Annotated in this window: 15 protein-coding genes and 1 riboswitch; of the genes, 2 read left to right on the top strand and 13 right to left on the bottom strand. The window is 69.3% G+C overall.

The features are described 5' to 3' along the window. Positions 1–15 precede the first annotated feature (15 nt). Positions 16–2,541 (top strand): ABC transporter permease, encoded by a 2,526-nt coding sequence (locus ACNPQM_RS03345; protein WP_418082791.1) that lies wholly within the window; start codon positions 16–18, stop codon positions 2,539–2,541. Positions 2,542–2,634: 93 nt separating this feature from the next. Here ACNPQM_RS03345 and ACNPQM_RS03340 read toward each other — a convergent pair whose 3' ends face one another. The 13 genes from ACNPQM_RS03340 to ACNPQM_RS03280 form a co-directional block, all read right to left on the bottom strand. After that, positions 2,635–3,939, bottom strand: coding sequence for a class I SAM-dependent methyltransferase (locus tag ACNPQM_RS03340; protein WP_418082790.1), 1,305 nt, complete (start codon positions 3,937–3,939; stop codon positions 2,635–2,637). A 291-nt stretch (positions 3,940–4,230) separates the two neighbouring features. Further along, positions 4,231–5,616: an NAD(P)/FAD-dependent oxidoreductase gene (locus tag ACNPQM_RS03335; protein ID WP_358859154.1), complete on the bottom strand. Its 1,386-nt coding sequence runs from the start codon at positions 5,614–5,616 to the stop codon at positions 4,231–4,233. A gap of 465 nt (positions 5,617–6,081) precedes the next feature. Then, positions 6,082–7,023 carry an exopolyphosphatase gene (locus ACNPQM_RS03330; protein ID WP_418082789.1) on the bottom strand — a complete coding sequence of 314 codons (942 nt, stop codon included), beginning with the start codon at positions 7,021–7,023 and terminating at the stop codon, positions 6,082–6,084. Between the two features lie 73 nt (positions 7,024–7,096). Continuing rightward, a complete protein-coding gene (locus ACNPQM_RS03325) occupies positions 7,097–7,630 on the bottom strand; it encodes a DUF501 domain-containing protein (protein WP_358859152.1) in 534 nt (177 codons plus the stop codon). Positions 7,631–7,711: 81 nt separating this feature from the next. Further along, positions 7,712–8,182: an FtsB family cell division protein gene (locus ACNPQM_RS03320; RefSeq protein WP_418082788.1), complete on the bottom strand. Its 471-nt coding sequence runs from the start codon at positions 8,180–8,182 to the stop codon at positions 7,712–7,714. Positions 8,183–8,303: 121 nt separating this feature from the next. Beyond that, positions 8,304–9,590, bottom strand: a complete 1,287-nt coding sequence (gene eno / locus ACNPQM_RS03315; protein ID WP_358859150.1) for a phosphopyruvate hydratase — start codon at positions 9,588–9,590, stop codon at positions 8,304–8,306. Positions 9,591–9,890: 300 nt separating this feature from the next. Next, positions 9,891–10,607, bottom strand: a complete 717-nt coding sequence (locus ACNPQM_RS03310) for a transglycosylase family protein (RefSeq protein ID WP_358859149.1) — start codon at positions 10,605–10,607, stop codon at positions 9,891–9,893. Positions 10,608–10,610: 3 nt separating this feature from the next. Then, positions 10,611–10,782: riboswitch (cyclic di-AMP (ydaO/yuaA leader) on the bottom strand. A gap of 300 nt (positions 10,783–11,082) precedes the next feature. Further along, complete coding sequence (locus tag ACNPQM_RS03305; protein WP_418082787.1) at positions 11,083–11,994, bottom strand: transglycosylase family protein; 912 nt, start codon at positions 11,992–11,994, stop codon at positions 11,083–11,085. A 105-nt stretch (positions 11,995–12,099) separates the two neighbouring features. Further along, positions 12,100–13,377 (bottom strand): cytochrome P450 family protein, encoded by a 1,278-nt coding sequence (locus ACNPQM_RS03300; protein ID WP_418082786.1) that lies wholly within the window; start codon positions 13,375–13,377, stop codon positions 12,100–12,102. Positions 13,378–13,386: 9 nt separating this feature from the next. Further along, the gene (locus ACNPQM_RS03295; RefSeq protein WP_418082785.1) at positions 13,387–14,349 is read right to left on the bottom strand and encodes a nucleoside triphosphate pyrophosphohydrolase; all 963 of its coding nucleotides are present in this window, start codon (positions 14,347–14,349) and stop codon (positions 13,387–13,389) included. A gap of 191 nt (positions 14,350–14,540) precedes the next feature. Then, positions 14,541–15,197: a SurA N-terminal domain-containing protein gene (locus tag ACNPQM_RS03290; protein ID WP_418082784.1), complete on the bottom strand. Its 657-nt coding sequence runs from the start codon at positions 15,195–15,197 to the stop codon at positions 14,541–14,543. A gap of 177 nt (positions 15,198–15,374) precedes the next feature. Next, positions 15,375–15,764: a GtrA family protein gene (locus ACNPQM_RS03285; protein WP_418082783.1), complete on the bottom strand. Its 390-nt coding sequence runs from the start codon at positions 15,762–15,764 to the stop codon at positions 15,375–15,377. Further along, positions 15,761–16,717: a glycosyltransferase family 2 protein gene (locus tag ACNPQM_RS03280; RefSeq protein ID WP_358857523.1), complete on the bottom strand. Its 957-nt coding sequence runs from the start codon at positions 16,715–16,717 to the stop codon at positions 15,761–15,763. Before ACNPQM_RS03280 ends, ACNPQM_RS03285 begins: the two co-directional genes overlap by 4 nt. A 133-nt stretch (positions 16,718–16,850) precedes the next feature. On the opposite strand from ACNPQM_RS03280, the gene ACNPQM_RS03275 reads away from it, so the two are divergent. Further along, positions 16,851–19,352 (top strand): YfhO family protein, encoded by a 2,502-nt coding sequence (locus tag ACNPQM_RS03275; protein WP_418082782.1) that lies wholly within the window; start codon positions 16,851–16,853, stop codon positions 19,350–19,352. Positions 19,353–19,366 lie beyond the last annotated feature (14 nt).

The raw sequence follows: 19,366 nt of genomic DNA, 5'->3' as shown, positions 1-19,366 counted from the left end.
CCAGGACTGACAGACATGTTCCGTACTGCCCTGCGCAATGTGCTCGCGCACAAGGCCAGGCTGCTGATGACCGTTCTCGCCGTGATGCTCGGCGTGGCCTTCGTCTCCGGCACCCTGGTCTTCACCGACACCCTCGGCAACGCCTTCCGCAACCAGTCGGCGAAGAGTTACGACCAGATCGCCGTCGCCATCACCACCCACGCGGACCAGCACGACAACAAGGCCTCCGGCATCGACGCCGCCACGCTCAAGAAGATCCAGGGCCTGGACGGGGTGGCCACCGCCACCGGCCGGGTCTCCGGCTTCGCCGGAGTCGCCGACCCGCACGGCAAGCTGATCGGCAACGGCTGGTCCAACACCGGCGCCAACTTCTCCCCCGGCCCGAACGGCAAGGACGCCTCGTACACCTTCGTCGACGGCACGGGTCCGGCCGGCGACGACCGGATCGCGCTCGACAAGGAGACGGCGAAGAAGGGCGAGTACAAGGTCGGCGACCGGGTACGGGTCGCCACGAACGGCCCGGTGAAGGAGTACACCCTCTCCGGTGTCTTCACCACCGAGGACGGCGCGGTGAACGCGGGCGGCAGCCTGGTCCTCTTCGACACCCCGGTCGCCCAGCAGCTCTACCTCAAGCCCGGCTGGTTCCAGGACGTCACCGTAACCGCGGCGGCCGGCGCCTCCGACCGGAAGCTGCTGGACGCGGTGGAGCCCCTGCTGCCCAAGGATGTCGATGCCCAGACCGGCAAGGTCCTCGCCGATGACCAGGCGAAGCAGATCGAGAGCGGCCTGAGCAACCTCAACACGATGCTGCTCGCGTTCGCGGCCATCGCCCTGTTCGTCGGCATCTTCCTGATCGCCAACACGTTCACCATGCTGGTCGCCCAGCGCACCAAGGAACTGGCGCTGCTGCGCGCCGTCGGCGCCTCCCGCCGACAGGTCAAGCGCTCCGTACTCCTCGAAGCAGCCGTGGTCGGCGCGCTCGCCTCCGTGATCGGCTTCCTGCTCGGTCTCGGTCTCGCCACCGGACTGCGGTCGGCGATGAGCCTGATCGGCGGGAAGATCCCGGCCGGACCGCTGGTGATCTCCCCCGTCGCGGTCAGTGCCGCGTTCGGCGTCGGCATCCTGATCACCGTGCTGGCCGCCTGGCTGCCGGCCCGCCGCGCCGCGAAGATCGCGCCGGTTGCCGCGATGAGCAGCGTCCACGCGGTGGCCACCACCAAGTCGCTGGTCCTGCGGAACTCGATCGGCGGGGTGCTCACCCTGCTCGGCGCGGCCGGGATCGTCGCGGGTGCGGCGGCCGGTTCGGACGGCCGGACGATGATCGGGATCGGTGCCTTCGTGGCACTGATCGGTGTCATCGTGCTGATCCCGCTGCTGTCGCGGCCGGTCATCGCCCTGGTGCGGCCGATGCTGCTGAAGCTGTTCGGGGTCTCGGGCAAGCTGGCTGCGCAGAACGCGGTCCGTAACCCGCGGCGTACCGGGGCAACCGCCTCCGCACTCGCGATCGGTCTCACCCTGGTCACCGGCATCTCGGTGCTGGGCGTCACGCTCGGCCAGGCGGTCGACCGGATGACGACGGACAACATCAGGGCCGACTACATGATCTCGATGGCGAGCGGCGACTCGCTCGACGAGTCGGCGCTCACCGCCCTGGAGAAGTCCGACGTCGTCGTCGCGGCCTCGCCCCAGCAGGCCGCCTCCATCAAGGTCAAGGGCACGTACCACCCGGTCGCCGGGGTCACGCCGGGCGATGTGCAGAAGGTCTTCTCCGTGAAGACGGTCTCCGGTTCGCTGGACTCGCTGGGCGACGGCGAGATCGCCGTCGGCGACAAGACCGCCAAGTCGAACGGCTGGAAGACCGGCACCTCCCTCCCGGTAACGTACGACGACGACAAGAAGGGCACCCTGACGGTCGGTGCGATCTACGAGGAGAACGGATTCCTCGCACCGGTCCTGATGCCGAGGGACGTCCTGACCGCGCATCAGAGCCACCCGGACATCCGCGAGATCTGGCTGAAGACGGACGGTGGCGCGTCGAAGGCCAACGAGCAGGCCGTGGTCGACGCCCTGGGTGACAACCCGGCGATGTCCGTCATGGACCGGCAGGACATCCGGGACAGGTTCGGCGGCTTCATCAGCATGGCGCTGAACATCATGTACGGGCTGCTGGCGATGGCCCTGATCATCGCGGTGCTCGGGGTCATCAACACCCTGGCGATGTCGGTCTTCGAGCGTCAGCAGGAGATCGGCATGCTGCGGGCGATCGGTCTGGACCGGCGCAGGGTCAAGCGCATGATCCGGCTGGAGGCCGTGGTCATCTCGGTCTTCGGTGCGGTGGTCGGGGTCGCGCTCGGTACGTTCCTCGGCTGGGCGATCGGCCGGACGCTGGCCTCCTCCATCCCGGACTACGCCCTGGTGATCCCGTGGGACCGGATCGCGCTCTTCCTGGTACTGGCGGCGCTGGTGGGCGTGCTGGCCTCGCTCTGGCCGGCCCGCAGCGCCGCGAAGCTGAACATGCTGACGGCGATCAAGACCGAGTGACGAGTGAGCCCCCGGCAGTGAGCCCCTGATACGGAGGGCCGGTACCCGCAAGCGGAAGCTGCGGGTACCGGCCCTCTCTGCGCTCGTACGTGTTCAGCCGGCCGCGGACGCCTTCCATTCGCGGGCACGCAGCGGCATCCGGGAGGATCCGTCGTCCACCGGACGCACCGCGAGGATCTGGTTGACCCCGATCCTGTTGTGCTCGAAGGACAGGGCGGAGGCGGCCATGTAGAGGCGCCAGACCCTGGCCCGGCCGGGCGAGGTCATCGTGACCGCCCGGTCCCAGTGCTTCTCCAGATTGGCGACCCAGCGGCGCAGGGTCAGTGCGTAGTGCTCACGGATCGACTCGACGTCACGGGCCTCGAAGCCGGCCTCCTCGAGGGTGGCGACGGTCCGGCCCAACGGGGCGAGTTCGCCGTCGGGGAAGACGTACGCGTCGATGAACTCGTCCACGTGGTAGCCGGACTCGTCCCGTTCGGGGCGGCGGGCGATCTGATGGTTGAGCAGTCGGCCGCCCGGCTTCAGAAGGGCGTGGAGGTCGTCGGCGTACTCGCGGTAGCGGACCGATCCGACGTGCTCGGCCATTCCGATCGACGAGATGGCTTCGTACGGGCCGTCCCTGACGTCCCGGTAGTCCTGGACGCGGATCTCGATCCGGTCGGTCAGACCTTCCTCGGCGATGCGCTTGCGGGCATAGGCGGCCTGTTCGACGGAGAGGGTCACCCCGGTGACCTGGGCGCCGTACTCGCGGGCCGCGTGGATGGCCATGGAGCCCCAGCCGCAGCCGACGTCGAGGAGGCGGTCGCCCTCCTTCAGCGCGAGCTTGCGGCAGACCAGGTCGAGCTTGTCTCGCTGGGCGTCCTCCAGGCTTCCGTCGCTCTCCCAGTAGGCGCAGGAGTAGACCATGGACGGGCCGAGGACCAGTTCGTAGAAGTCATTGCCCACGTCGTAGTGGTGGCTGATGGCCTCCTTGTCACGGCGCTTGGTGTGGAGGGGGCCGGTGCGGCGGCGGACCTCCTCGGCGGGCGGGGGCGGCGGCGGCCAGGGTCCCGCCAGCTGCAGCAGACTCCGGGCGGCGGCCCGGAGCTGCGGGTTCCGGATCGGGTGGACGGTGTCCTTCGCGTCCACGCCGCGCTCCCAGAGCAGTCCGGCCATCAGATCCAGCGTCTCGTAGAGATCGCCGTCGATGTCGATCTCGCCGGCCACCCAGGCGCGGGCCAGGCCCAGTTCGCCCGGCTTCCAGAGCAGCCGGCGCAACGCGCGGCGGTTCCGGATGACGAGAACGGGGGCGCCGGGCGGTCCGGATTCGCTGCCGTCCCAGGCCCGGATCCGGACCGGCAGGGGTTCTCCCAGCAACTCCTCGGCGAGAGCGGTCAGCCGCAACGCGGCGTCTGCCATGGCGTACACCTCCGTGATGGTGTTTCCCAACATGCCCAAACATGCCCAAACATGCCTCGAACCACGCCATGTACCTGTGGTGCCACGACGAGGTACACCCCGTCAACACTCTCCGGCGCCAACGCCATCCCGCAGTGGCGCAACGGCACGGCACAACGCCTGCACGCCACACATATGTGCCGGGCGGTCACTCCCGGGCTCCGGACACGCCGAAGGGGCCGCCCGCACCACGGATGGCGGGCGGCCCCTTCGGGCGTCGTACGGAGAGGATCCGGCGGACCGGAACCCGGACTAGGAGGCCTTGGCCTTCTCGCCCTCGGTCTTGGCGGCGGCCGGAGCCGGGGCCGGCTTGGCGGCCTCGTAGAACTCCTCGCGCGGCGTCTCCATGGCGCCGAGCGAGACGACCTCGCGCTTGAGGAACATCGCAAGGGTCCAGTCGGCGAAGATCCGGATCTTACGGTTCCAGGTCGGCATCGCCATGCCGTGGTAGCCACGGTGCATGTACCAGGCGAGACGGCCCTTGAGCTTGATCTTCATCTTGCCCATGACGATCATCGCGACGCCCTTGTGCAGGCCGAGACCGGCGACCGCACCCTTGTTGGCGTGGCTGTATTCCTTCTGCGGGAAGCCGCGCATCCCGGAGATGACGTTGTCGCCGAGAACCTTGGCCTGACGCAGCGCGTGCTGGGCGTTCGGCGGGCACCAGGCGTTCGGGTTACCGGCCCTGCGGCCGACCATGTCCGGAACCTGGGCGTTGTCGCCCGCGGCCCAGATGTAGTCGGTGCCCTGCACCTGGAGCTTCTCGGACGTGTCCACGTGACCGCGCGGACCGAGCGGCAGGCCGAAGCGGGCCAGCGCCGGGTTCGGCTTCACGCCGGCCGTCCACACGATGGTGTTGGAGTCGACCTCGAGGCCGTTCTTCAGGACGACGTGACCGTCGACGCAGGAGTCCATGGAGGTCGAGAGGAAGACCTCGACGCCACGGGACTCCAGGTGCTCCCGGCCCCAGGTGCCCAGCTTCGGGCCGACCTCGGGAAGGATCTTGTCGGCAGCGTCGACGAGGATGAAGCGCATGTCCTCGCGCTTCACGTTCGTGTAGTACTTCGCCGCGTCGCGGGCCATGTCCTCGACCTCGCCGATGGTCTCCGCGCCGGCGAAGCCGCCGCCAACGAAGACGAACGTCAACGCCTTGCGGCGGACGTCCTCATCGGTCGTCGAGTCGGCCTTGTCCAGCTGCTCGAGAACGTGGTTGCGCAGGCCGATGGCCTCCTCGATGCCCTTCATGCCGATGCCCTGCTCGGCGAGGCCGGGGATCGGGAAGGTACGGGAGACGGCGCCCATCGCGATGACGAGGTAGTCGAAGGGCAGCTCGTAGGCCTCGCCGACCAGCGGCGCGACCGTGGCGACCTTGCGGTCCTGGTCGATGGTGGTGACGCGGCCGGTGAGAACCTCGGCCTTCGGCAGTACGCGTCGCAGCGGGACGACGACATGCCGGGGCGAGATGCTGCCTGCGGCGGCTTCGGGGAGGAAGGGCTGGTAGGTCATGTACGACCGGGGGTCGACGACCGTGACGGTCGCCTCTCCGTAGCGCATCTTCTTCAGAATGCGCCGAGCTGCGTACAGGCCTACGTACCCACCGCCTACTACGAGGATCCTGGGACGCTCCGTGGTGCTCATGCCATCGAGTATCCACCCCCCTCGGGGGGCATGCTCGTGAGCCCCTTCACAAGGTATCGCCCACCCTCTGCTACACTGCGCCGCCCACGTGAGCGAGGTCATGGCACCGCAGGGGAACCACGGTGCAGCGGCGAACGTTGTTCACCGCTTGTGAGCTGGCCCTTGAGCCCTGCGAGCGGGGCGAAGCACCCCTTCGGCCGACACCGCAGCAACACGTCCGGAACCCTCCCCTGTGCGCTGCGAGCAGGTCCGCGGACGGTCACGGGGCCCCGTTCGGAGCAGAAGTGCGCATCAAGGGAACGAATTCCTTGTGAAGAAGTTCACGAACTTCGTCGCCGAGCATCTCCCGAAGAGGTCCCGGAGGGGCTCCCGGCGACTCAAAGGTGCAGGCGGGAGTGCGCATGAGCGCCTCTTCGGCACCTCTTGCCGCACCCCCGCGAACAGCCTTTCGGGCGCCCCCGCGCCCTACGCGACGGACCAGGCGATCCCGTCGAGAATGTCGTGCTCGCTGACGACGATCTCGCGGGCGCCGGTCCGCTTCATCACACCCAGCAGGACGAGCGCCCCGGCGGTGATCACGTCGACCCGCCCCGGATGCATCGCGGGGATCGCGGCTCGCTCGGCGTGGGTCGAGGCGACGAGCCGTCCGGTGATCTCCTGGACCTGCTCGAAGGAGATCCGGGAGTGGTGGATCGCCTCGGAGTCGTACTCCTCCAGTCCCAGCGCGATCGCGGCCACGGTGGTGACGGTACCGGCGAGGCCGACGAGCGTGGCGGCTTCGGTGAGCGGGACGGTCTCCTCGGCCAGATCGAGGGCGGCGTCAATGTCTGCGCGGATCGCGGTGATCTGACCCAGTGTGGGAGGGTCGGTGACGACGCCGTCGCGTACGAGATGGCGCTCGGTCATCCGTACGCAGCCGATGTCCACCGACCGCGCGGCCAGGACCCGGTCGTCGCCGACGACGAACTCGGTGGAACCGCCGCCGATGTCCACCACCAGGTAGGGCTTCGGCAGGTGTTCGCTGCCCGCGAGCTCCTTGGTGGCGCCGTCGAAGGAGAACTCGGCCTCCTGGTCGCCGCTGATCACCTCGGGTTCGACGCCGAGGATGTCCAGCACGCCGCTGACGAACTCGTCCCTGTTCTCCGCGTCGCGGGAGGCGGAGGTAGCGACGAAGCGGATCCTCTCCGCGCCGTACTCCTTGATCACCTCCGCGTACTGGCGGCAGGCGGCGAACGTCCGCTCCAGGGCCTCGGGGGCGAGCCGGCCGGTGCGGTCGACGCCCTGGCCGAGGCGGACGATCTCCATCCGGCGGTCGAGCTCGACGAGCTCACCGGTGGTCGGGTCCGCGTCGGCGACGAGCAGACGGATGGAGTTCGTACCGCAGTCGATGGCGGCCACGCGGGTCATAGGTGCTCCTAGAAATCAAGCCCCTCCGGCGATTGAGGAGCGGGGGTCCGGGGGCGGAACCCCGGGGAAACGGTCAGCCCTCGTCCGGCGCGCCGCACGGCGTCACGCAGGGCCCCTTGCGCCACCACTCCGGCAGCATCGCAATCGCCTCGTCGCCCAGCGGGTTCACGCCCGGCCCCGCCGCCAGCGAGTGCCCCACCAGCACGTGCAGGCACTTCACCCGGTCCGGCATGCCGCCCGCGCTGGGAAAGCCCTCCAGCACCTCGATCGCGTCGCGCCGGGCGATGTAGTCCTCGTGCGCGGCACGGTAGGCAGCCGCCAGCTCCGGGTCCGTGGCCAGACGCTCCGTCATCTCCTTCATGACGCCGTTCGCCTCCAGCGTGCCGATCGCGGAAGCCGCGCGCGGGCACGTCAGGTAGTACGTCGTCGGGAACGGCGTACCGTCCTCCAGCCGCGGGGACGTCTCGACCACGTCCGGGTTGCCGCACGGGCAGCGGTGCGCGATCGCGCGCAGCCCGCGCGGCGGGCGACCGAGCTGCTGCTGGAACGCGGCGATGTCCGCCTCGGTGGGTGTGGTGGACTCGGTCTGGGGAGGGGGCGTTTCCATGCCTGCCTTGGATCTACTCGGATGCGTGAACTACGGCTCCGCACAGTGCTGCGGAGACGAGGTGAACAAGGGAATGAGAAGTCAGTTGCGGTCGGCGCTGTCCACGCCGTCCCACAGGTTGGAGTGCCACGGCCCGTCGGTCTCCTTCGCCCCTCCGCTGCGTTCCTTCGCCGCGTCGGGGTCGATCACCGTGTAGCTGGTCTCCCCGGGACTCACGTAGTGCAGGTGCTCCCGGGCCAGCCGCCGGACGTACGCATCGTCCTGGAGGCGCGCCTTCTCGTCGCGCAGCTCCTCGGTGCGCTTCTCGGCCTCCTGCGCCAGCCGCTCCTGGTCGGCGATGTCGTCGCGCTGCGACACGTACTGCCGCATCGGGTACGCGAGCGCCACCACCAGGGAGCAGACGACCAGGGCGAGGAACGCGGCCCGGCCGGTGAGCCGGGAGCGGCGGGCCTGGCGGCGGTTCTGGGACCGGTAGACGCGCGCGGCGGTCTGCTCACCGAGCAGCCGCAGCCGGGTCGCGGTGGAGAACCGGTCCCGGTCCTTCGTGGCCATGTCTCCGCCTCCCCACTACGCACGTCCGTCCCCGCACACGGTACGGGACCGAGTGCGGGGACGGACGGAGGCCGTGGCCTTTGCCCGGTACCGGGCCTGCGATCAGCCCTTGCTGTGCTGATCAGTTCGCAGAGCGAAACCGCGGGAACGCGGAGCGGCCCGCGTACACCGCCGCGTCGTCGAGGATCTCCTCGATGCGCAGCAGCTGGTTGTACTTGGCGACGCGGTCCGAGCGGGCCGGGGCACCGGTCTTGATCTGGCCACAGTTCACCGCGACGGCGAGGTCGGCGATGGTGACGTCCTCGGTCTCGCCGGAGCGGTGGGACATCATGCACTTGAAGCCGTTGCGCTGGGCCAGCTCGACGGCGTCCAGGGTCTCGGTCAGCGAACCGATCTGGTTGACCTTGACGAGCAGGGCGTTGGCGGAGCCCTCCTCGATGCCGCGGGCCAGACGCTCCGGGTTGGTGACGAACAGGTCGTCGCCGACGATCTGCACCTTGGCGCCGAGCTTCTGGGTGATGACGTTCCAGCCGGCCCAGTCGTCCTCGTACAGCGGGTCCTCGATGGAGACCAGCGGGTACGCCGCGACGAGTTCCTCGTAGTACTCGGTCATCTCGGCGGCCGAGCGGGACTTGCCCTCGAACTCGTACTTGCCGTCCTTGTAGAACTCCGAGGCGGCGACGTCGAGCGCGAGCGCGATGTCCTTGCCCGGGGCGTAACCGGCTTCCTTGATGGCCTCGATGATGAGGTCCAGGGCGGCGCGGTTCGACTCCAGGTTCGGCGCGAAGCCGCCCTCGTCGCCGAGACCGGTCGACAGGCCCTTGGTCTTCAGGACCTTCTTCAGCGTGTGGTAGACCTCGGCGCCCCAGCGCAGGGCCTCGGAGAAGGACTCCGCGCCGATCGGCGCGATCATGAACTCCTGGATGTCCACGTTGGAGTCGGCGTGCGACCCACCGTTGAGGATGTTCATCATCGGGACGGGCAGCAGGTGCGCGTTCGGGCCACCGAGGTAGCGGAACAGCGGCAGGTCCGAGGCCTCGGACGCGGCGTGCGCGACGGCCAGCGAGACGCCGAGGATGGCGTTGGCGCCGAGCGAGCCCTTGTTCTCGGTGGCGTCCAGGTCGAACATGGCCTGGTCGATCAGCCGCTGCTCGGTGGCGTCGTAACCGACGAGCTCCGGGCCGATCTGCTCGATCACGGCGAGGACGGCCTTCTCGACGCCCTTGCCCTGGTAGCGGTTGGGGTCACCGTCGCGAAGCTCAATGGCCTCGAACGCACCGGTGGAGGCGCCGGACGGCACAGCAGCACGGCCCGTGCTGCCGTCGTCGAGGCCAACCTCGACCTCGACCGTGGGGTTTCCGCGGGAGTCGAGGATTTCCCGGGCTACGACGACGTCGATGGACGGCACGAGGCATCTCCTTCTGGGATATGACGCTGGTTGTGCAGGGTCGCTTTGGCCTTGCGACAAGAGCCTAACCGGCTGGGCGCCTCGGTCCGCCGACCGCCCGTCCCCTGGGACGAAAAAGGACCCAAGGGCACTCATAGCAGGGCAAAGATCCAGATTTCTACTGTCCGGTAACGACAAAGTTGAACACTGAATACGAAAAACCCCGACCCGGCACGTACGGGGGAATCCGCGCCGGGTCGGGGGGCTCGGGGAGGAGAGAGCCCGTATCTACGGGGAACCCGTAGATACGGGGCGCCCGTCCTACTTCGTCAGGTGGAGCTGCTGACCCGGGTAGATCAGGTCGGCGTCCTCGACGATGTCCTTGTTCAGCTTGAAGAGCTGCTGCCAGCCGCCCTTCACCTTGTGCTGCGCTGCGATCTTGCTGAGCGAGTCGCCGGACTTCACCTTGTACTCGCCGTCACCCTTGGCGACCTTGCCACCGGTCGGCGTGGTGACGGTCTTCTTGGGGGCGGTACCGCGGTCCGCGCGGGAGGCGGCGGGGGCCTCGGTGCGCTCGGCCGGCTTCGACGCGGCCTGCTTCGACTCCTGCGCCGGGGCGCTCTGCTGCGCGGTGGAGCCGGTGTCGACACCCGGGTCGACACCGTCGTTGGTGAGGCCACCGGCGTGGGCACAGCCCCAGGCACCCGGGCCCTGCATGGCGAGGAGCTTCTCGGCGGTGGCGATCTGCTGAGCCTTGGTGGCGAGGTCGGCGCGCGGGGCGTACTGCGTACCGCCGGCGGCGGCCCAGCTGGACTGCGAGAACTGCAGGCCGCCGTAGTAGCCGTTGCCGGTGTTGATGGACCAGTTGCCACCGGACTCGCACTGGGCGACGGCGTCCCACGTGGCGACGGAGGCGGCGGAGGCACCAGTCGCACCCATCAGGGGAGCGGCGATGGCGGCACCGGTGACACCGGCGAGCGTGGCGACACGGACGGCCTTGGACGGGCGGCGGTGCTTGCCCTTGCTGTTCAGCAGCATGGAACTTCTCCTCACCGACGCCTACGAGGTGAGCTGTCGGGTTCGGGCCAAGTGAGTTGCCCGGTCGCGTGTCCTAGCACGCGACTTCACCCCGAGCCGGTCCTGACGGCCTTTCGGCCATCGGGCCCGGCGGCTTACCTGGGTCCCCCGCTCCTGCCTACGGCGCTTTACGCGTCTGTTCCCATCGACCGACGGCAGGATTCGGCGTGACCGTCGACGGGGCCCGCGGTGCGAGCGGTTCCGACCGTAAACGTATGCAACCTCGACATTCAAAGATGGGCATAACGGACAATCAGCCCTTACCTGCATCCGACTGCACAGCGTTTTCGCAGGTGAGGGGCGATGCAGACAGACCCGGCGGACGCGACACGCCAGTTGACGCAAAGAGACCCATGTCTCACTTACGCATAAGCGGACATAGGCCTCTGAACTACCCCGATTTTTGGGGTGCTTTTAGCTGCTTATCGGACTGCCCTCACTTCGCCTTCACGTCGAGATCGAGGCTCTGGCCAGGCAGGATGAGGTCCGGGTCGCCGCCGACCGCACCCTTGTTCGCCTCATAGAGAGCGGGCCATCCACCGGGAACCTTCTGTGCGTCAGCAATCGCCCAGAGGTTGTCGCCCGGCCGGACGGTGTAATCGCGGTCGACCGCCGTCGCGCGCGTGTCGCGCCTCTCGTTGTTACCGCGGGAAGCATGCCGGCCCGAGTCCCGGCCGCCGCCCCTGCCGGTGTCCTGGCTCACCTCGGGGGCCGGTGCGCCGCGATGCTTACCGCCCGCCTCGCTGCCGGACGAGCCGGACCTCTGGGGCAAGTCGGATGAATCAGACTTCTTGGACGATGGCATGGATGACGGCTCTGCCGACGGCTTGTGCGACGCCTTGCCCGAAGACGCGGCGGACCCCTTGGCCGACCCCTTGGCCGACCCCTTGGCCGACGGCGCCTTGGACGCCTTCCCGCTCTCCGCCGATTCGGCCGACGGCACGGTTCCCGGGTCGACCCCCGGCAACACCCCGTCCTCCGTGAGCCCGGAGATGGCCACACAGCTGGGCCACGCCTTCGGCCCCTGGTCCTCCAGGACCTTCTCGGCGACTGCTATCTGCTGCGAGCGGCTGGCGAGGTCGGCGCGCGGGGCGTACGCCTCACCGCCGTACGACTTCCAGGTGTCCTGCGAGAACTGAAGACCGCCATAGAAGCCGTTGCCGAGGTCGGCGCTCCACATGCCGCCGCTCTCGCACTCCGCGACCCGGTCCCAGGTAGTGGCGTCGGCGGCGTGCGCACCGGCCGCGCCGAGCAGGGGTATGGCGATGGCCGAACCGGTCACGCCTGCGGCGACGACGATCGCGGGTGCCTGGCGAGGGCGACGGTGCCTGCCGTTCGCGGAGCCCATGGGATTGCCTTCCGTGTGACTGACAAGTGACTGGTGAGTCGAACGGTGAACGTAGCGGCACTCGAACGCTTGTCACAAGTCGATGCAGCGCAGATCACGTGAAAGTCACAGAGTTGACGGGGTGTCACCACGACCGGAACGCCGACCGGGAGCGAACTCCACCGGAAGCGTGCGCAGTCCACGCATGATGAGTCCGCCACGCCACCGCAAATCGGTAGGTTCCACCGCAAGCCGCAGGTCCGGGAGGCGCCTCAACAGCGTGGCCAGGGCCGCCTGTCCCTCCAGTCGGGCAAGCGGTGCTCCCAGGCAGTAATGGATGCCGTGCCCGTATCCGAGGTGCTGATTGTCACGCCGCGCGAGGTCGAGGGTGTCCGGGTTCGCAAACCGCTCCGGGTCCCGGTCGGCGGCGGCGAGCACCACCAGTACGGGGTCGCCCGCCGCGATCCGCTGCCCGCCGAGGGTCAGCGGCTCGGTGGCGAACCGCCAGGTGGCCAGCTCCACCGGACCGTCGTACCGCAGCAGTTCCTCGATACCGGTCTCCAGCAGCCCGGTCTCCCCCGCGTCGAGCGAGCGCTGCAGCCGCTCCCGCTGCTCCGGATTGCGCAGCAGGGCGTACACCCCGTTGCCGATGAGGTTGACCGTCGTCTCGAATCCCGCGAAGAGGAGGATGAAGGCCATGGCGGCGGCCTCGTTCTCGGTGAGGTGCTCGCCGTGGTCACTCGCCCGGATCAGGCCCGAGATCAGGTCCTCCCCCGGGTTCTCCCGCTTCCGGTGGATGAGCTCCGCCAGATAGCCTCGCATCTTCTTCACCGACCGGGCGACCCCGCCGCGCGGACCGCCACCGTGGCGGATCATCATCCCCGCCCAGTCCCTGAAGTCGTCCTGGTCCTCGCGCGGGACGCCGAGCAGGTCGCAGATCGCATAGATGGGGAGCGGGAAGGCGAAGTCGTGGATGAGGTCCGCGGATCCCTCCTCGATGAAGTTGTCGATGAGGTGGTCCGTCAGCTCCTGCACCCGCGGGGCGAACTCGGCGACCCGGCGCGGCGTGAACGCCTTCGAGACCAGCCGGCGCAGCCTGGTGTGGTCCGGCGGGTCGATGTTCAGCAGATGCGTCATCAGCTCCGCCTTGCGCTCACCCGGGATGCCGGTCTTCCCCTTGGCGTGCGCCGGTTCGTCGTGGTGCGCGGGGTTCTTGGAGAGCCGGGCGTCGGCGAGGGCCTGCCGGGCGTCCTCGTACCGCGTCACGAGCCATGCCTCGACCCCGCTGGGCAGCGCGGTGCGGTGCACGGGGCTGTGCTCGCGCAGCCAGGCGTAGGCCGGGTACGGGTCGGTGGCGAACTCCCAGGTGAAGAGTTCGGGGGCGTCGGCGGGGCTGTCGTTCACCCCCTGACGTTATCCGTTGGCTTCCGCGGCGAGGATCGCGTCCCGGTAGGCGCGGCCCGCAGCGCGCAGGGCGGCCTCGGGGTCCGTGCCGTCCTGTTCCGCGCGTACGGCCAGGGCGAGGAGCTCGTAACCGATGGTGTCGCCCGTCGGGAGCGGCACATCGAGTCCGGCGGCACGGACCCGGCTCGCCAGCTTCGCGGCCAGCGCCAGTCCGGGCTGCCCGAGCGGGACGCCGTCCGTGACCGAGTCGCGCTGCTTCTCGATGGCCTTGGTACGCAGCCAGTGCGCGTGGACGTCCTCCGGGGTCTCGGCGGTCTCGTCACCGAAGACATGCGGATGGCGGTGGATCAGCTTCTCGACGAGGGTCGCGGCGACATCGTCGACGGAGAACGGCTCGTCCGTGTCCTCCTCCGCGATCCGGGCGTGGAAGACGACCTGGAGAAGGACGTCCCCGAGCTCCTCGCGCAGTTCGTCGCGGTCGCCGTCCTCGATCGCCTCGACAAGTTCGTACGCCTCCTCGATGGCGTACTTGGCAAGCCCCTCATGAGTCTTCTGCGAGGTCCACGGGCACTCGGCCCTGATCCGGTCCATGACCTGGACGAGGTCGAGAAGGCGGGCGCCGGGCAGATCGTACGAACCGGGCAGCAGTTCCAGGTCCGGCATCTGCACCCGGCCCGACCCGGCCAGCCGGGCCAGCCCGTCCGTCAGCGGCTGGTTGCCCTCACCACCGGTCACGACCACGACGGTCCGGCCGCCCGCGCAGGCGTCGACGAGTTCCTGCGCGGTGGGCGCGGTGTGCTCGACGGTGACGCCCGCCTCGCGCAGGTACGGCAGCTGGGGGTGGTCGGACTCGGCGCAGAGCACCCGGTCGGCGGCGTGCAGCGTCTGCCAGGCGGGCCAGGACAGCAGTCCGGGCGCGACCCGGTGGCTGGCGGTGAGCAGGACGATACGACCGGGGTCTTCAGCGTTCACCCCACCAACCTACTAGGGCGTGTTTCGAAAGGAGCGTCGTCCGCCCGTAGGGCCGGCCGGGCGGCGTCCGGTGCCTGCGATCACCAGGCGGAGGGTCTCCCCGATACGCCCGGTATCGGGGCGACCCTCCGCCTTGCGAGGCACTGCATCTGACGCCGCGCGCTGATCCGCCAGGGATGACGCGACAGCCCTCAGGTGCCGGCCGGGGCGTCCTGCTGGGCCGGCTTGGTGACCTGGGTGATCCACGGGGCCTTGTATTCGGCGAGCTGGGTCTGCTTGTTGTCCCAGGTGCCGAAGCGCGGGTTGACGTCGATGTGCAGCGACTTCGACGCCGCGCTGAGCGCATCGCCGACGGCCTTCTGCCCTTCGGGCTGCTGCAGGTCGGCACCGAACGACCGGGCGAGCTTCGACAGCTGGACCTGCTCGCGCAGGACGGCATCGATCTGGTTCGGGGCGACCCAGCTCTGCTGCAGCATCATCGCCCGCAGCTGTGCCTCTCCCCCGGACTGGGAGACCGCCGACTGCCGCATCTCCTGGACCTCCTTGCGGCTGACCGTGACTCCCGCGTCCGTGGCGGCCTTGTCGAGGATCCGGTCGAAGATCATCCCATGCAGCTTGGCCCGGCTGAGCTGCCCGGACTTGTTGATGAGCTGGGCGGACTGGTCGGACTCGTTCTGCGCGGTGCGTACGTCCGCCACCTGGGCCTGCACGGTGGACACCTCGATGCGGTCTCCGCCGACCACGGCTGCGGCACCAGGGTGGGCCTGGTTGCCGCAGGCGGAGAGAAGCGGCGCCGCGACGAGCATGGCGGCGGAGACGACGAGCGCGGTGCGACGGCGGCGGTGCAAAGGAGCCTCCCGGGGAGATTGAGACAGCAGGTGCGGCGCGCCGCGCCCCGTTGAGAGGTGATGGCCGGGCGACGGGCGGGCGCACAAGACCTTGCGATGATCGATGTTAGGCAGTGGGCGTGATCCCGGCCACTGATTCGACCAACGATTCGGGAGGAGTTGGGGATGTGGGCCTGTTCACCGCCCCTCCACGGCCGGTTCCGGCCGCAGCATGATCGCGCGGGACACCACGAACGTGATCGGGATGGCCGCCACCGCCGCGACCAGCGGTGCATAACGGCTGCTGAATCCGGCGAGGTCGACCAGCAGCCAGACACCCCCGGTCGTGACGGTGAAATTGGCGGCGTTGGTCAGCGGGAAGAGCAGGAACTTCCGCCAGGTGGGACGGGTCCGGTAGGTGAAGTACGAGTTCAGCAGGAACGAGCCGATCATGCTCGACGCGAAGGCGATCACATGCGCGGCCAGATACGGCAGCCTGGTCAGCAGGGCCAGATAGCAGCCGTAGTACGTACCGGTATTCACGACGCCGACGAGTGCGAAGCGGATCATCTGCGCCCGGACCGTCATCGGCGTACGAACTCCCGGGCCTGCTGATTCGGTACGGCGGCATTGTCGGCCTTCACCAGGAAGTGCGGGCGCCGCTTCACTTCGTAGTAGATGCGGCCGACGTACTCACCGACCACACCCACTATCACCATCTGCACCCCGGCAAGAGCCGTGACCACGACGATGAGCGTGACATAGCCGGGCGTGTCCACGCCTTTCACCAGGGCGAATCCCACGATCCAGGCGGCATAGGCGAGGGCGACGGACATCAGCACCATGCCCAGGTATAACGCGGCGCGCAGTGGCTTGTTGTTGAACGAGAGCAGCCCGTCGAGTCCGTAGTTGAGGAGCTTCCCGAAGGTCCAGGTGGAGCTGCCCTGCTCGCGGACGGCATTTTCGTAACCGAAGGTCGTCGTCGGGAATCCGACCCAGGCGAACAGTCCCTTGGAGAACCTGTTGCACTCGGTGAGTTCGAGGACGGCGTCGACGGTACGCCGGGACAGCAGCCTGAAGTCGCCTACGCCGTCGATCAGTTCCACGTCCACCAGGCGATTGATCAGCCAGTAGTAGGCGCGGGCGCCGAGGGTACGGGTGAGACGGTCGCCCTTGCGGGTGCGGCGGGCGACGACCTGGTCGTAGCCGTGGGCGTGCTCGTCCAGCATGCGGCCGATGAGCTCCGGCGGGTGCTGGAGGTCGGCGTCCATGATGACGACCGCGTCGCCGTCGGCGTGCTGGAGGCCGGCGAGCATGGCGGCCTCCTTGCCGAAGTTCCGGCTGAAGGAGAGGTAGCGGATCCGCGGGTCGGCGGCGGCCAGCTCCTCCAGAACCGGAAGCGTGCGGTCCGTACTGCCGTCGTCGACGTAGACCAGCTGGAAATCATGCCCCAGCCGTGTCATCTGCTCCGTGACACGCGCATGGAAGCGTCCGAGGATCTCCTCCTCGTTGAAACAAGGCACCACCAGCGAGATCAGCACGGGAGTATCTCACCCTGTCGTTCCGTCAGATATATAGGCGTCACATGGATAGTGAGCAACCATTACGTGAATTGAACTATGGAGGAAACACTTCGACACGGTTCACTCGCCCGCGGCTGCCATATTCCTCCGTATGCCGACCTTCCGCCCCCGCCCGGCCGCGGCCGGGCTCGCCGCACTGATCACCGCCTTCACCGTGTGCGCGGGCGATGCGGCGGCCCGCAGTTTTCCGTTCGGGCCGCACACCAGGAGTGTCAATGACCTCGGAAATCAGTTCGTTCCGTTCCACACCCGGCTCTGGGACCTGCTGCACGGAAAGGCCGACGGCGGGCTGTTCCTGAATTGGTCGTCCGGATACGGGACCAGCTTCCTGCCCGACCTCGGCACCTATCTGACCAGCCCGTTCGCGCTGCTCGTCGGGGTCTTTCCGCGGGACCGCATCGACCTCGCGGTGTACGTGGTGACGGTCCTGAAGATGGCGTCGGCCGCGGCGGCGATGGCCTGTCTGCTGCCCGCGCTGCGGAGCGGGCGCTGGTGGGTGGCCGGGGTGCTCGGATCCGCGTACTCGTTGTGCGGCTGGTCGGTCATCGAGGCGTCGTACAACCCGATGTGGCTCGACGGTCTGATCGCCCTCCCGCTGCTCTGCCTGGCGGGTGAGTGGGCGCGGACGGGGCGGCACCGGATCGCCGCACCGTTGCTCGTCGCGGTGGTGTGGGCGGCCAACTTCTACACGGCCTACATGGCGACGCTCGGGGCCGCTCTGGTCCTCGCGGTGCGGTTCTTCACGGAGCGGGAGGACCGGCGGGCGGTGGGCCGGGGACTGGTGCGGGCGGTCCGCACGGTCGGGGTGGGGATCGGTCTCGCGGCGCCCGTCCTGATTCCCGTCTGTCTGGGCACGAAGCACGCCTACCCGGGCTGGGACCGCGCCTTCGCGCCCGCTTCCTGGACCGATGTGCTCGCCCGGCTGCTGCCCTCCACGTACAGCTTCTTCACCCCGGCTCTCTTCATCGGTACGGGCACCCTGCTCCTGGCCTGTGCGCTGGCTTTCCAGCGGTCCGTGCCGCGGCGCGAGCGGTGGGCGTGGGCGGGGCTGGTGGCGGGGGTCGCGCTGTCGTTGCAGTGGGGGCCGACGCATCTGCTCTGGCATGCCTTCGCCACACCCAACGGCAGTCCGTACCGGCAGACGTTCGTGCTGGCCGGACTGGTGGTGATCACCGCCTGGATCTCGGTCTCGTACGAGGGGCCGGGGTGGCGGGCGCTGCTCGGCGGGGGCGCGGTGCTGGTGCTGATCGCGGCCGGGGCCGGCTTCAGCGGCCTGGTCACGCGGTGGACATATCCGCTGTTCGCAGCCGGTCTGCTGACGGCGGTGGGCGCGCTGGTGCTGGTCGCCCGTGGCCGCAGGTTCGCCGTGCTCGCCGCTGTGCTGCTGATCGGCGCGCAGGCGGGGCAGGCCGCAGCGACCACCGCGTTCGCCGACCGGCAGAAGCTGAACCGGCTCGACCATTACGCGCCGTGGGGCGAGCGGCAGCGAATACAGGCGGCGGCGGTCGCGGGCACCGACGGCTGGCCGCGCTATCGCACCGACCCCGGCCGTGAGCAGACCACCGCGAACGATCCGCTGCTGGTGGGCGGCCAGGGCGCCGCGTACTACAGCAGCCATACGCCGGCGGTGCTGACCCGCACCCTGGGTGCGCTGGGCGGCGGGTGGACGTCGAACGGCCGGGCTGTGCAGAGCCTGGACAACCCCGTCACGGACGCGATCTTCTCGGTCGGTGCGCGGGTGCGCGGGCCACGCGATCCGTATCAGGTGGGGAACGCCCCGGACGACCGGCCGGTGACGGTGAGCGCTGAGGTGGCGCCGCCGCTGGTGACGGTACGGCCGCCGGGCGGGCCCGTGCCGTACGGCCGGTCGCCGTACCGCAACCAGGAGGCGCTGCTGGGCTCGATGGTGTACACGGTGCCGAAGACGGTGCTGCGCGCAGCGGATGGTGGTGCGGTGGCAGACCGGGGTCCGTACGACTACCGGGTGGGGCGCGGCACGTACACGCTGACCGCCCACTGCCCGGCCGCCTCGGAGGCCTATCTGTGGACACCCGGCCTGTTCGGCTCGGCGCGCCTCGGCAGGGGCCCGGAGGTCGAGCTCAAGGGGCAGCTCCCGGCCCGCCGAGCCCCGATGGAGCATCTGGGGTCGGCCGGCGGGAGCGCGCCGGTGGTGGTCACGCTGACCTCGGTACGCGAAGGGACCGTGCCGCACGAGGCGATCGGCTGCCTGGACCGAACCCGGCTGGCGTCGGCGGTCGCAGGACTGAAGCGCACCGGTGCGACCGCCGTCCATGTCACCGCCGACGGCATACGGGCCCAGCTGCCGCCCGGCAGCACCGGAACGGTCGTGATCGCCGCGCCCCGGATCGCGGGCTGGAGCTGCGAGGGGCGGCCCGCGGACGCGTATCTGGGGCTCGTCTCGGTGCCGGTCCCCGCCCGGGGTTCCGCCGTACGGTGCACGTTCCGGCCGCCCGGGCTGCGGGCGGGATCGGCGGTCGGGGCGGGCGCGCTGCTCGTCATGGCGTGGACGGGGGCGGCGCGTGCTGTGCTGCTGCGACGGCGCCCCCGGCTCGTGCCGGCCGGACCGGGCTGAGCAGACCGGACAGG

The organism is Streptomyces sp. NPDC056231 (assembly GCF_048270745.1).
Taxonomy (GTDB): Bacteria; Actinomycetota; Actinomycetes; order Streptomycetales; family Streptomycetaceae; genus Streptomyces.
Note: the sequence above shows the minus strand (reverse complement) of the source record. Positions and strands in the feature narration are given on the sequence as shown.